The 12237-nt window shown below is 68.4% G+C and carries 13 protein-coding genes; 4 read left to right on the top strand and 9 right to left on the bottom strand.

The window, feature by feature from the left end:
* Nucleotides 1-165 precede the first annotated feature (165 nt).
* The 4 genes from murU to RCF13_RS02820 all read right to left on the bottom strand — a co-directional run bounded on the left by murU (nt 166) and on the right by RCF13_RS02820 (nt 3797).
* Nucleotides 166-876 carry an N-acetylmuramate alpha-1-phosphate uridylyltransferase MurU gene (gene murU / locus RCF13_RS02835; RefSeq protein ID WP_134969025.1) on the bottom strand — a complete coding sequence of 237 codons (711 nt, stop codon included), beginning with the start codon at nt 874-876 and terminating at the stop codon, nt 166-168.
* Nucleotides 873-1898, bottom strand: coding sequence for a phosphotransferase (locus tag RCF13_RS02830; protein WP_134969026.1), 1026 nt, complete (start codon nt 1896-1898; stop codon nt 873-875). The genes murU and RCF13_RS02830 overlap by 4 nt, the downstream gene beginning before the upstream one ends.
* A 66-nt stretch (nt 1899-1964) precedes the next feature.
* Nucleotides 1965-2234: a GlsB/YeaQ/YmgE family stress response membrane protein gene (locus RCF13_RS02825; RefSeq protein WP_061479236.1), complete on the bottom strand. Its 270-nt coding sequence runs from the start codon at nt 2232-2234 to the stop codon at nt 1965-1967.
* 69 nt (nt 2235-2303) lie between these two features.
* A complete protein-coding gene (locus tag RCF13_RS02820) occupies nt 2304-3797 on the bottom strand; it encodes a M20 family metallopeptidase (RefSeq protein WP_134969031.1) in 1494 nt (497 codons plus the stop codon).
* Nucleotides 3798-3996: 199 nt separating this feature from the next.
* On the opposite strand from RCF13_RS02820, the gene RCF13_RS02815 reads away from it, so the two are divergent.
* The 4 genes from RCF13_RS02815 to RCF13_RS02800 all read left to right on the top strand — a co-directional run bounded on the left by RCF13_RS02815 (nt 3997) and on the right by RCF13_RS02800 (nt 7147).
* Nucleotides 3997-4323, top strand: a complete 327-nt coding sequence (locus RCF13_RS02815) for a helix-hairpin-helix domain-containing protein (protein ID WP_032953992.1) — start codon at nt 3997-3999, stop codon at nt 4321-4323.
* A gap of 352 nt (nt 4324-4675) precedes the next feature.
* Nucleotides 4676-5761 (top strand): L,D-transpeptidase, encoded by a 1086-nt coding sequence (locus RCF13_RS02810; RefSeq protein WP_134969027.1) that lies wholly within the window; start codon nt 4676-4678, stop codon nt 5759-5761.
* 17 nt (nt 5762-5778) lie between these two features.
* A complete protein-coding gene (locus tag RCF13_RS02805; RefSeq protein WP_134969028.1) occupies nt 5779-6504 on the top strand; it encodes a murein L,D-transpeptidase catalytic domain family protein in 726 nt (241 codons plus the stop codon).
* A 34-nt stretch (nt 6505-6538) separates the two neighbouring features.
* Complete coding sequence (locus RCF13_RS02800) at nt 6539-7147, top strand: HutD family protein (protein ID WP_134969029.1); 609 nt, start codon at nt 6539-6541, stop codon at nt 7145-7147.
* A 115-nt stretch (nt 7148-7262) separates the two neighbouring features.
* On the opposite strand, the gene RCF13_RS02795 is transcribed toward RCF13_RS02800, so the two are convergent.
* The 5 genes from RCF13_RS02795 to RCF13_RS02775 form a co-directional block, all read right to left on the bottom strand.
* The gene (locus RCF13_RS02795; protein ID WP_231352593.1) at nt 7263-8867 is read right to left on the bottom strand and encodes a sulfite reductase subunit alpha; all 1605 of its coding nucleotides are present in this window, start codon (nt 8865-8867) and stop codon (nt 7263-7265) included.
* A complete protein-coding gene (locus tag RCF13_RS02790) occupies nt 8864-9835 on the bottom strand; it encodes an FAD:protein FMN transferase (RefSeq protein ID WP_134969322.1) in 972 nt (323 codons plus the stop codon). The genes RCF13_RS02795 and RCF13_RS02790 overlap by 4 nt, the downstream gene beginning before the upstream one ends.
* 52 nt (nt 9836-9887) lie before the next feature.
* Nucleotides 9888-10691, bottom strand: a complete 804-nt coding sequence (locus RCF13_RS02785) for a DUF4198 domain-containing protein (protein ID WP_134969321.1) — start codon at nt 10689-10691, stop codon at nt 9888-9890.
* 75 nt (nt 10692-10766) lie between these two features.
* On the bottom strand, nt 10767-11285 hold the full coding sequence (locus RCF13_RS02780; RefSeq protein ID WP_134969320.1) for a DUF2271 domain-containing protein: 519 nt from the start codon (nt 11283-11285) through the stop codon (nt 10767-10769).
* A gap of 40 nt (nt 11286-11325) precedes the next feature.
* Entirely contained in the window at nt 11326-11964 is a 639-nt protein-coding gene (locus RCF13_RS02775; RefSeq protein ID WP_061479228.1) for a PepSY-associated TM helix domain-containing protein, read from the bottom strand.
* Between the last annotated feature and the right edge of the window lie 273 nt (nt 11965-12237).

Raw genomic sequence — 12237 nt, 5'->3', positions numbered from 1 at the left:
GGGTGAGGGCGCTTTGCTTGCGAAGCACTGCTTCGCAAGCGCCCGAACGCACAGCCGCCAGCGGCTGGGCCGGGCCCCGGAGGGGGACTTGCAGCGTCCCCTGCGCAGCCCACCCCGACCGGCCAAGCACGGCTTCTGCTTTCAATGAGTCCAGCCACGAGGGGCTCAGCCGTTCGCCGCCAGCTCCACATCCAGCGCGCGCAGGCGATCCACGGTCCCGACATCGGTCCAACGCCCCCGATGGTGCTGCCCCGTCATCAACCCCTGCGCCATGAAATGCTTCTGCAGCGGCACCACCGAGAACCTCGGCGGCAGCCGCTCGCTGCCCGGCGCATCGCCGATCACCGCGCGCCAGTCGGCCACGATCGAGGGGCGGTACACGCCGATGCCGGCATAGGTCAGGCATGGCCCTGCGCGGTCGTGGTGCAGCAGGCCCTGTGCATCCAGCCGATAGTCACCGTTCGGGTGCTGAACCGGATTGTCGACCAGCACCAGGTGTGCCTGGCCCTGCGGCTCGCGCGGCAGCGTGGCGAAATTGAAATCGGTCCAGATATCGCCGTTCACCACCAGGAACGGGGCATCGCCCAGCACCGGCAGTGCATTGAGGATGCCGCCGCCGGTTTCCAGTGGGGTCTGCCCTTCGTAAAGGAAATGCAGGCGCAGGCCCCACTGGCTGCCATCACCCAGCGTCGCCGGGAACTGCTCGGCCAGCCACGCGGTGTTGACCACTACCTCGCGTACGCCGAGCGCCGCCAGGCGCTCCAGGTGCCAGACGATCAGTGGCTTGCCGGCCACTTCCAGCAGCGGCTTGGGTGTGTGCAGGGTCAGCGGGCGCATGCGCTCGCCGAGCCCGGCGGCAAAGACCAGCGCCTTCATCGGGCCACGCGCATCGGTGCGCCCAGGTCGGCCAGCGCCGGCTTGATGCGGTTTTCCAGCAGCTGCTGCAGGGGGGCCAGCTCGCGATAGCGTGGCAGCACTTCATCCAGATAGCCGATGAAGCGCGGTGCGTCGTCCAGGTAATGGCCCTTGTTGTCGCGGTAGCGCAAGCGGCAGAACAGGCCGAGGATCTTCACGTGGCGCTGGATGCCCATCCAGTCGGCATCGCGCAGGAAGGTGGCGCGGTCGGGCACCGGCAGGCCGGCGTCGCGCGCGCGTTCGTGGTACTGCGCCAGCCACTCGTCAACGCGCTGCAGCGGCCAGCTCAGGAAGGCGTCCTTGAACAGGCTCACCGCGTCGTAGGCGATCGGGCCACGCACCAGGTCCTGGAAATCCAGCACCGCGGGGCCGTCGTCGACCGGCATCAGGTTGCGCGGCATGTAATCGCGGTGGGTCATCAGCTGGGCCTGGCCCAGCGCGTTGTCCATCAACCGGCGATGCACCAGCTGTAGCCCCTCGAGCTCACCGCAGTCCAGTTCCAGGTTCAGGTGACGCTGCAGGAACCATTCGTCGAACAGGCCGGCATCGCGCTGCAGCAGCGCTTCGCCGAACTGGCCGAAGTCGGCCGGTACCGGAATCGCCTGCAGGCGCAGCAGCTGTTCGATCGCGCGGCCGAACCATTCATCGGCGTTGCGCTCGTCGAGGATCCTGGCCAGGGTCGGGCCGCCGAGATCTTCCAGCAGCAGGAAGCCGGCCTCCAGGTCCTGCGCCAGCAATGCAGGCACGCGCAGGCCGTGGTCGTGCAGCAGGCCGCGCATGCGCAGCCACGGCCGCGGATCTTCCAGCCCCGGTGGGGCGTCCATCACGATGTGGCTGCCACGGGTGCTGGTCGTGCGCCAGTAGCTGCGCATGCCGGCATCGACCGAAGCGCGCTCGACCACCGCGCTGGCATCGTCGAGCTGGGTACGGGCCCACTGCAGGCGCCGCGCGCTGCGCTGGGGATCGGAGGCGGATTCGGTCATGCGGGCATATCCGGGGGCGCTGGGCGCGCCAACGTCGGGAACAGGAGGGGAGAAGGAGGGACGGGGTCAGCGGCGGCCGCTGAACAGGCGCAGGACGGCCAGCACGGCCACCGCGCCCACTACCGCACCGAGGAAACCGGCCGGTTCGCCGGGGGCGTACCAGCCCATGTACTGGCCGAACCAACCGGCCAGCAGTGCACCGAGGATGCCCAGCACGATGGTCAGCAGGCAGCCCATGCGGTTGTTGCCGGGCATGAAGAAACGCCCGAGCAGGCCGACCAAGAAGCCGACCAGCAGGATGTACAACCAGCTGCTGCTGCCGAACAGACCATTCATGCGCGCGGATTCCGCTTGAGTGTGGACGCAGCCTAGCAAGGCCAGGCTGCGTCCGTCACCGGTGCCGGATCAGCAGCAGCCGTGGTCGCCGTGGCGGGTGCCGCTGTCGGCAGCCACCGGCGAACCGCTGGTCTCGCCACGCAGGCTGGCGGCGTAGTGCTCGCTGATCACCTTGGACACGCAGGCGGTGACCTTCTTGCCCATCGGGATGTGCAGGAACTCATTCGGGCCGTGCGCATTGGAGTGCGGGCCGAGCACGCCGGTGATCATGAACTGCGCACCCGGGAACTTCTCACCGAGCATGCCCATGAACGGGATCGAGCCGCCTTCGCCCATGTACATCGCCGGCTTGCCGAAGAAGGCCTGGCTGGCATCGTCGATGGCCTGGGTCAGCCACGGCGCCATGGCCGGGGCGTTCCAGCCGGTGGAGGCCTTTTCCAGGTCCAGGGTGACCTGCGCGCCGTTCGGCGGGTCGCGCAGCAGCGCTTCCTTCAGCAGCTCGCCGCAGGTCTTGCCATCGGCGGTCGGCGGCAGGCGCAGCGACAGCTTCACCGAGGTCTGCGGGCGCAGCACGTTGCCGGCCGATTCCAGCGGCGGCATGCCGCCCACGCCGGTGACCGACAGCGCCGGGCGCCAGGTGCGGTTGAGCACCAGCTCGGTCAGGTCCTCGTTCATCGGACGCAGGCCGTCGACCATGGGGAACTTCTCGAAGATCTCGGTATCCACCACTTCGGCCGCGCGCCTGGCCTGTTCCAGGCGTTCGGCCGGGATTTCCACGTTCATGCCGTCGATCAGGATACGGCCGGTGTCCTGGTCCTCGATGCGCGACAGCAGCTGGCGCAGCAGGCGGAAGCTGGACGGCACCACGCCGGAGGCATCGCCGGAGTGCACGCCTTCGTTGAGCACCTTCACAGTGAAGTTGCCGCCGGTCAGGCCGCGCAGCGAGGTGGTGCACCACAGCTGGTCGTAGTTGGCGCAGCCCGAATCCAGGCAGACCACCAGCGAGGGCTTGCCGATGCGCTCGGCCAGGTGGTCGACGTAGGCCGGCAGGTCGTAGCTGCCGGACTCTTCGCAGGCCTCGATCAGCACCACGCAGCGGGCGTGCGGCAGGCCCTGGGCCTGCAGCGCCAGCACGGCGGCCAGCGAGCCGAAGATGGCGTAGCCGTCGTCCGCACCGCCGCGGCCGTACAGCTTGTCGCCGCGAAGGACCGGCGTCCACGGGCCGAGACCGTCATCCCAGCCAGTCATTTCCGGCTGCTTGTCCAGATGGCCGTAGAGCAGGATGGTGTCGTCGCCGGTTTCGGCGCCGGTCGCGGGAATTTCCAGGAAGATCAGCGGCGTACGGCCTTCCAGGCGCACCACTTCAACCTTCAGGCCGGGCAGCTGCTGGGCCCTGGCCCAGTTCTCCATCAGGGTGACCGCCTGTTCCATATAGCCGTTCTGCACCCAATTGGCGTCGAACATCGGCGACTTGTTGGGAATGCGGATGTAGTCGACCAACTGCGGGACGATTTCGCTGTCCCACTTGTCATTGACGAATTGGCCGAGCTTGGCGCTGTCCATCTGAAACTCCGGTTGCATGGGCTGATCCGGCCATTCTACGCCTGTGCCACGGGTAGGGTTTTTCCTACATCACGTCGGGTATTTGGCTGGCTTACGGAAATCCGGGAAACCGATAGGCTGTGCACATGTGGTGACGGACACTGTTCCTGCCGACGGGATTGCCGGTCGGGGCGGCCAGAATCACAGGGAGATACACGTCGTGCCTTGGAGTGTCGTGTTGAGGGCACTGGTGCTGGTAGTGGGGATCGCTGGGGCGCATGCCGCCGAACCGATCGACATCAACCGCGCCGATGCCCAGGCGCTGCAGCAGGGATTGACGATGGTCGGGGCCGCCAAGGCCGAGGCGATCGTCGAGCACCGGCGCAGACACGGCCCGTTTCATCGCGTCGAGGACCTGGCGCAGGTGAAGGGGATAGGGAAAGCGATCGTCGAACGGAATCGACAGCGGATCACCGTAGGCAACAGGTTGTTGCCGGCGGATCCGGTACCCGGATCGGTACCGGTGCGGACCGTACCCAGGCGCTGACAGCAGGAATCGTCGGAACCGGCAGGAGGCTGGTTCACCGGTCGCGGACAGGAAGGCCGTGACCACCGACCGCCGCAGGACGCGGCACCAATCACCAGGATGGTGGCATCACAGACCTGTGGAAGGGGCTGAGATACAAACAGGACAGACGCGGCCGCGTGCAGGATGCAACGCTACCCCCACAGCGCAGGATGCGAGGGGGCGGCAGCAGGCCGACAAGGACGTAACGATTGCCCGGTACGACACATGGCTGTGTCGCCGGGCAGTTTCATTTCTGGCGCCAGGTTTTGCCGCGGCCACCACGGGCCGATGGTGTACGGTGGCCGCTCTGCATGGAAAGGACCCGCGCTGGATGCTTCCGCACCGCCCCACGACCCTGATGCTCGCCCTTGCACTGGCCCTGCCGCTGCTGGCCCATGCCGCTGCGACGACACCGGCTGCCAAGCCCGCAGCCGCCACCGCCGGCACCGCCGAGGTACGCGGGCCGACCGACCTGAAGCCGGGCGAATACCTGTGGCATCCGGAAATCTCGCCGACCGGCCCGATCGTGCTGGTGGTCAGCCTCGATGAGCAGCGTGCCTACGTCTACCGCAACGGTATTGCCATCGGCCTGACCACGATCAGCTCGGGCAAGGCCGGGCACGAGACACCGACCGGCGTGTTCACCATCCTGCAGAAGGACAAGGACCACAGGTCCAACCTCTACAACAGCGCGCCGATGCCGTACATGCAGCGGCTGACCTGGGATGGCATCGCCCTGCATGGCGGCAGCCTGCCCGGGCATCCGGCCTCGCACGGCTGCGTGCGCCTGCCGCAGGCCTTCGCGCAGAAGCTGTTCAGCGAAACCCAGCGTGGCGATACCGTCGTGGTGGCCGATGCCAAGAGCTCGCCGATGACCCTGGCCTATCCGTCAGTGCTGGCGCCGGTCAATGCACGCGGCCAGGCCCTGCCGGAGACGGAGGGTGGGGCGTCGGCACAGGCCTGGTGGAACGACAGCGCGGCGCCGGCCGGGCAGGTCGGCATCCTGGTCAGCCTGCACGACCAGCGCCTGTACGTGCTGCGCGATGGCGTGATGATCGGCGAGTCGCCGCTGAAGGCCGACGCGCTGCCGGCCTTCCAGGGCACCACCCTGTTCGTGATGGGGCAGGGTTACAGCGATACGCCCAGCCCGCTGGACGTGAACCAGCGCCTGCACCAGTGGACGGCCTACCCGTTGCTGGGCCAGGACCGCGCCCAGGCCACGCCGGACCTGCTGGCCACGCCCTCGCTGCCGATGGCGCTGCCGGCCGAGTTCGCCCGCCAGCTGTACCGGGTGCTGGTGCCGGGCACGACCCTGCTGGTGACCTCGCTGCCGGCGGTCCGCCCAAGCCCGGCTGAATCCGGAATGCAGCCGGTCTTGGAATCCGAGCCGCCAGGGTCCACCCTCAAGGGCAACTGAGTCCCCTCGTTGTGCCCATGACTGCATCCCGCCTGTGCCGGCTGGCCGCGTTCGGCCTGCTGGCGACCTCGGCCAGCGCCCCGGCGCTGGCACAGACGCCCGCCCTCGCCACCAGTGCCGATGATCTGGCTGCCTTGCTGTCGCGCAGTGCGCCCAAGGCCGACCGCCACGTGTTGCAGCTGGCGGCGCAGGCCATGCGCTGTGCGTTGCAGCGGCCGGAGCTTGGCATCAACGGTGACCGACTGAGCGTTATCGATTACTCGCGACCGTCCACCGAGCCGCGCCTGTGGGTGTTCGACCTGGCCCACCAGCGCCTGCTGTTCGAGGAATGGGTGGCGCATGGCCGCAACAGCGGCGAGAACCGCACCGAGCACTTCTCCAACCGCGATGGCAGTTTCATGTCCAGCCTCGGCGCGTTCACCGCGCAGGAGACCTACATGGGCGGCAACGGGTATTCGCTGCGCCTGGCCGGGCTGGAACCGGGCTTCAATGACCGCGCGCGCGAACGCGCGATCGTCATCCACGGCGCGCCATATGTGAACCCGGCCACCGCGCAGCTGCAGGGGCGGCTGGGCCGCAGCCTGGGCTGTCCGGCGGTGCGCCTGTCGGTGGCCAAGCCACTGATCGATGCGTTGCGTGGCGGCACGATGGTGTTCGCCTATTACCCCGACCAGGACTGGTTGAAACACTCGCAGCTGCTGGCCGGCGGGTGCGGCGGCCAGGGCACGCTGGCCACGCGGTGATGCACGACGGCGCGCGGCATGATGCAATGCGTGGATGAACATCGACTCCCTGCTGCACACTCCGAGCCAGGTCATTTCCAGCCTGGACTATCGCCGCGAACGCTGGCGGAATGGACTTGGCTGGACCCGCGAGATCCTGCGCCTGCCTGCGCAGGGGAATGACTGGGCGCTGCGCCTGTCGGTGGCCGAGATCGAGCTGGACGCCGCGTTCTCCGCGTTTCCCGGCGTGGAGCGCGAGCTGGTGCTGCTGCAGGGCAATGGCGTGCGCCTGCGCTTCGAGGATGGCCGCGTGGCCGAAGTCCTGCCGCCGCATGGGCGCGTGCGCTTTGCGGGCGAGGAAACGCTGCACGGCGAACTGGTCGACGGCACCACCCACGACTTCAACCTGATGTGGAAGCGCGACCTGCTGCAGGCCGAACTACTGCATCGGCCGCTGGTGGGCGCGATGTTCTTCTTCTGCGAACCGGGCGTGGCCTGGGCGTTGCATCTGTTGGCCGGTCAGGCGGCGTTCGGTGCCGACAGTGGCCTGCCGCCGATGCACGCTGGCGATACCGCGTGGTTGGCGGCCGGTGAACGGCAAAGGCATGCGTTGCAGGGCGGGGGCGAGTTGCTGGCGATCCGGGTCAGTGCGGCGGCGGGATGATTCCTCGGCGCCGGTGGGCGCTATCCACGCATGGCGTGGATCTACGGGTGTGCGATTGCCACGCTGCCCGGACACGCCGTTCAGTAGATCCACGCCATGCGTGGATGCGGTGAGCTCAATACACATCGCGCCGGTAACGACCGGCCAGCAGTAGCGCTTCCTTGTCCGCAGTCCCCAGCACCTGCTCGATCACCGCATCCACCGCCGGGGCCATGCCCTGCAGGCTGCCGCAGACCAGGATCGTCGCGCCTTCATCCATCCACTGCCGCAGTGTTGCTGCTTCGGCCAGCAGGCGGTCCTGCACATAGCGATGCACACCGCCATCGCGGCTGAACACTGCATCCAGCCGCGCCAGCGTGCCGTCTTCCAGCATCGCCTGCAGTTCTTCACCGAAGTGGAAGTCATGCGCGGCAGTGCGCTCACCGAACAGCAGCCAGGTACGGCGCGCGCCACTGCGTACGCGTTCGTGCAGGTGCGCGCGCAGGCCGGCGATGCCGGTGCCGTTGCCGATCAGCAGCAGCGGTACCTCGGCGGCGACGCCGTGGAAATTGTCGTTGCGGCGCAGGCGCAGCTGCACCGGCGCGCCGATGACCGCGTGGTCGCACAGCCAGCCGCTGCCGATGCCGGGTGTTCCATCGGCGCGAAGCTGGCGACGCAGCAGCAGCTCCACCGCGCCGTCGGCCATCACCGAGGCGATGGAGTACTCGCGATGCGGCAGCGGCTGCAGGGTCGCCAGCAAAGCGGGCAGATCACCCGGGGGAACCAATGAGGGCAGGTGCGAGCGCGCGACACGCGCCAGCAACGTCTGCCCGTCATCCAGCACGGTATCCGCATCGAAGCATTGTGCGTCCAGCCAGGCACGCACGGTGTGCGATGCGTGCTGCGGGCCGATCTCGGCGATGTCGCCGGCCTGCCACTGCACATCTGCGCCGGCCGGTGGCCGCAGGCGCAACCAATACACTGGACCGCCGGGGCTGCCCGGGTTCAGATGTTCGCGCTGCAGTAGCGTCCACGGCTGGTATTCGGCCGGGCTCCAGTCGGGCAGTTCACTGGCGCCGCCGCCGAGTTGTCCCAGCAGCTGTTGCCAATGACGAAGCGCTGCCGGATCGGCGTTGTCGACCTCGATCGCATCGAACAGCGGATGCGCGCCGTGCTGGCGCAGCCATTGGTCAAGCTGGTGGCCGAATCCGCAGAAGTGACCGTAGCTGCGGTCGCCCAGTGCGAGCACGCCGTAGTGCAGGTGCTGCAGTGAAGGCGGCGTGGCCATCACCCCGCGCAGGAACGGCAGGGCGTGGTCGGGCGGATCGCCTTCGCCGGTGGTGCTGGCGATGAACAATGCACGCTGGCTGCCGGCCAGCAAGGTGGCGTCGACCTCATGCAGGCCGCGCACGCGCACCGGCACGCCGGCACCACGCAGGGCCTCGGCACTGCGTTCGGCCAGGTCGCGGGCAAAACCGGTCTGGCTGGACCAGACCAGCAGGATCGGTGCGGCGTCAGCGGAGGCGGCATCGTCGCGCGGGCGCCCACGCCACCACAGTGCGGCGCAGGCCAGCGCATACAACGCCGTAGCGAGCACCGCGATCTGCGACTGCCGCGCTGGCGGCGCGCCGTGCCACCACGCTTCGCCGAGATGCAGGCGCAGCAACGCCCAACCGATCAGCGCCAGCAGAAGCAGGACCAGGCCGTTGCCGAGCCAGGCGCGTGACGGCCGGGTGCTCATGCATCCTGCTCGTCGAGCAGGCGCTGGAAGGCGCTGCTGAGGAACTCCCGCGCGCCGTCCGCTGCACGCTGCAGGTAGCGTGCAGCCAGGCCTTCGCGCTCGGCCAGTGCCATGCCGTGTTCGCGACCAAGGACGGTCAGTGCGGTGGCCCAGGCATCAGCATGCATCGCGTCGTCTGCCACCACGGTGACCGCTGCGGCGACCTGGCGCACCGGCGTGCCGCTGCGCGGGTCGAGGCTGTGGCTGTAGGCCTCGCCATTGGCCTGGTACTGGTGCCAGCGATCGCCCGAAGTGGCCACCGCCTTGCCGTCCAGCGCCAGCACCCGTGGCGGGGTTTCGGTGTGCGTATCCTCTTCCGGTGCGGATTCCACCAGCACGCGCCACGGTTGGCCGTCCGGTTTGCGGCCGTAGCCGGCCAGTTCGCCGCCGACCTCGATCAATGCTGCAGCAATGCCTTGCGCGCGCAGCCACGCGGCGACGTGATCGACGCCGAAGCCCTTGGCGATCGCAGAGAGATCCAGTTCCAGTCCACCCGGTTGCAGCAGCGCATCGCCCTGCCACTGCAGGCGCCGCCAACCGCAACGCTCACGCGTGGCCTGCAGGGTAGCGTCGTCGGGCGGGCGGCGCTCGCCGGCGTGTGCACCGAAGCCCCACAGCGCAACCAGCGGACCGATGGTGGGATCAAAGGCGCCGTCACTGGCGGCAGCGATGGCCTGTGCGCAGGCCAGAACGTGGCGCGTTTCGGCGGGCAGTACACACCATTGGCCAGTGTTGGTGCGGTTGTAGCGGCTCAGGTTCGAGCCGGGCTCCCATGTGCTCATCTGCGCCACCACCGCATCCAGCCGCGCCTGGATGCCGGCATGCAGTGGGTGCAGGTCGCGCTGGCGCGGCGCGACCAGCGACACGCTCCAGGTGGTGCCCATGGTGGTGCCGCCGAGGCGGGCGATGTCGAGCTGGGGATCAGTCATGGTGATGCGTCGTGGCGGCGATGCCGGGGTGTGCCCGGCATCGTGGTCCACATCACTGCGGCAGCACTTCCAGCGTGGCGACGTAGCTCAGGCGGCGCTTGGCGGCCTGCTTCACCGAGGTCTTGTTGTCTTCGGTGCCGGTTTCCAGCCAGTACATGCCGGCTTCCGGCCAGGTCACCTTGATCTCGCCCTTGGCGTCGCTGGTGAGCTTCAGTTCGTCCTGTGCGTTGCGGTAGCGGGTGGCGCCCCGCACGATCTCGAACTCCAGGCCAGCGGTCGGCTTGCCATCGACCAGCACGCGGAAGGTGGCTTCCTCGCCGGCGAACAGGTCGTTCGGGTGACCAACAGCGACCAGCTCGATACCCCGGTTGGTCGGCTTCAGCGCGGTATCGTTCGGTGCACCGTTGGTGACGAAGGTCTCCACGCGGCCGATCGACTGGCTCAGTTCCAGCTTCTTCGCGTCCTTGGGCAGTTCGCCAAGGGTCGCCACGCTGCCGCGCCAGCGCTTGCGCTCGCCATTCTGCTCGTAGGTGGCGAACAGGCCGTCATTGACCGACGCGATGCGGTAGGTGCCCGGCTGCTTCAGTTCGATGTCGAACACACTGCGGTACTTGCCGGTGGCCGCGTTCTGCGGCTGCACGGTGCTGCCGTCCGGCGCGGTGATCACCAGCGATTCCAGCCGCAGCGGCACGTGGTTGAAGTAGAACAGGTCGTTGGAGACCGCACCGTCGACGGTGACCCACGGTGCGTTGCCGGCGAGCACGGTCTGCGAGGGCAGCAGCCAGGCCTTGTGGGCCAGGGCGGAGAAGGGAAGGGCAGCGGCCAGGGCGGCGGCGAGGACGAGCGTGCGCTTCATGCGGAGGACTCCAGTGGATGCGGGGTGATGCGGCAAGGAGAAGGGGATTACGACTTAATCCCCTCCGTCCCCATTTCAGGGTTTGACGGACAGGGTGACCTGGCCCAGTTCGGTGGCGCCCTGCGCCTTGCCGTTCTGCGCGGCGGTGGCCGGCCAGGTGAAGGGGATCTTCAGCAGTTCGCGGCCGCCGACTTCGCGCACTGCTTCGACCACCAGGGTGTAGTTGCCGGGGGCCAGCTGCTTCAGTGCCGGCTGCCTGTCGTTGAACGACAGCGCGTGCTTGCCGGCCGGGCGGGTCGGGCCGGTCACGCCGTCCACCGGCACCTGCAGGGTGCGGCCGCTCTTGCGCCACCACTGGCGCAGGTCGGGCAGCCACTTGGTGCCGTGGCCTTCGCTGTTGCTGGTCTGCTGGTACCAGACCGACAGGTTGGCCGCGACCTTCTGGTCGGCGCCTTCCAGCCACACCGCCACATACGGGCGGTGGTATTCGGCCACGTTGAGCTTGGGCACTTCGACGTTGATGTCGAGGGTGGTGGCATAGGCCGGCGAGGTGGCCAGCAGGCCGCTGAGGGCGATGGTCAGGGTGACGCGCATGGGGCGGCTCCGGAGGAACGGATGGAATTCACGGTGGAAGTCAGTGGATCAGCAGCAGGGCGATCAACAGCGGGATCATCAGGCCGAGGCCGACCAGCGGCCAGGTCATGCGCCGTTGCCGCGCATGCAGGTGCAGCAGGAACAGGCCGGTGATGCAGAACACCAGGCAGGCCACGGCGAACAGGTCCAGGAACCAGCCCCATGCGGGGCCTGCGTTGCGGCCCTTGTGCAGGTCGTTGAGGTAGGAGACCACGCCGCGCGAGGTCGATTCGTACTCCACCGCGCCGGTTTCGCGGTCGATGCTCAGCCAGGCGTCGCCACCGGGGCGCGGCAGCGACAGGTAGATCTCCTCGGCCGACCATTCGGCCGGGCGGCCGCCGATGGCGATGCCCAGCTGCGTGTCCAGCCAGTGCCGGGCCGGGCGCGGGATCGGCGCGTTGCCGTCTTCGCGCGTGCCGAGCTGTCCAAGCAGATCGGCCGGCAGTTCCAGACGCTGATTCTGCACCTGGGGTTTGGCCTCGATCTTCGCGGCATGGTTGAGCGTCAGGCCGGTCACCGCGAACAGCAGCATGCCGATCAGGCAAACCGCGGAGCTGATCCAGTGCCACTGGTGCAGCGTCCGCAGCCAGAAGCCACGGTTCTGTTGCTGCTGCACGGTGGAAAGGGCGGGACGGCTCACGGCACGGTTCGAGGCGGACGGGGACTGCCCATTACATCATTGATGAGAATAGCTCGCAATTGCGTATCGTTCTGTATCCCGGAGCAGGCATTCCGGGGTGGCGGGCCGCGGGCCCCCCAACCCGTAGATAACCGCCCACCGTGTCGAAAGAGAACGGCGCGGGGGGGGTTGGGGCCGGGTTGTGGGGGGCCCGCGCGCCCGGCCCGGGGGGAGGGGGGTGTTTATTTGCCCGCGCCCCCCCCCCCCCGGGGCGGGGGGGGGGGGGGGCGGGGC

Origin of the sequence: Stenotrophomonas maltophilia group sp. RNC7 (assembly GCF_030910085.1) — a bacterium.
Lineage (GTDB): Bacteria > Pseudomonadota > Gammaproteobacteria > Xanthomonadales > Xanthomonadaceae > Stenotrophomonas > Stenotrophomonas sepilia.
This window is presented reverse-complemented; position numbering and strand designations above follow the sequence as displayed.

Coding starts and splice junctions, on each gene's coding strand:
- murU (WP_134969025.1), bottom strand. CDS start 876: ATGAAGGCGCTGGTCTTTGCCGCCGGGCTCGGCGAGCGCATGCGCCCG.
- RCF13_RS02830 (WP_134969026.1), bottom strand. CDS start 1,898: ATGACCGAATCCGCCTCCGATCCCCAGCGCAGCGCGCGGCGCCTGCAG.
- RCF13_RS02825 (WP_061479236.1), bottom strand. CDS start 2,234: ATGAATGGTCTGTTCGGCAGCAGCAGCTGGTTGTACATCCTGCTGGTC.
- RCF13_RS02820 (WP_134969031.1), bottom strand. CDS start 3,797: ATGGACAGCGCCAAGCTCGGCCAATTCGTCAATGACAAGTGGGACAGC.
- RCF13_RS02810 (WP_134969027.1), top strand. CDS start 4,676: ATGCTTCCGCACCGCCCCACGACCCTGATGCTCGCCCTTGCACTGGCC.
- RCF13_RS02805 (WP_134969028.1), top strand. CDS start 5,779: ATGACTGCATCCCGCCTGTGCCGGCTGGCCGCGTTCGGCCTGCTGGCG.
- RCF13_RS02800 (WP_134969029.1), top strand. CDS start 6,539: ATGAACATCGACTCCCTGCTGCACACTCCGAGCCAGGTCATTTCCAGC.
- RCF13_RS02795 (WP_231352593.1), bottom strand. CDS start 8,867: ATGAGCACCCGGCCGTCACGCGCCTGGCTCGGCAACGGCCTGGTCCTG.
- RCF13_RS02790 (WP_134969322.1), bottom strand. CDS start 9,835: ATGACTGATCCCCAGCTCGACATCGCCCGCCTCGGCGGCACCACCATG.
- RCF13_RS02785 (WP_134969321.1), bottom strand. CDS start 10,691: ATGAAGCGCACGCTCGTCCTCGCCGCCGCCCTGGCCGCTGCCCTTCCC.
- RCF13_RS02780 (WP_134969320.1), bottom strand. CDS start 11,285: ATGCGCGTCACCCTGACCATCGCCCTCAGCGGCCTGCTGGCCACCTCG.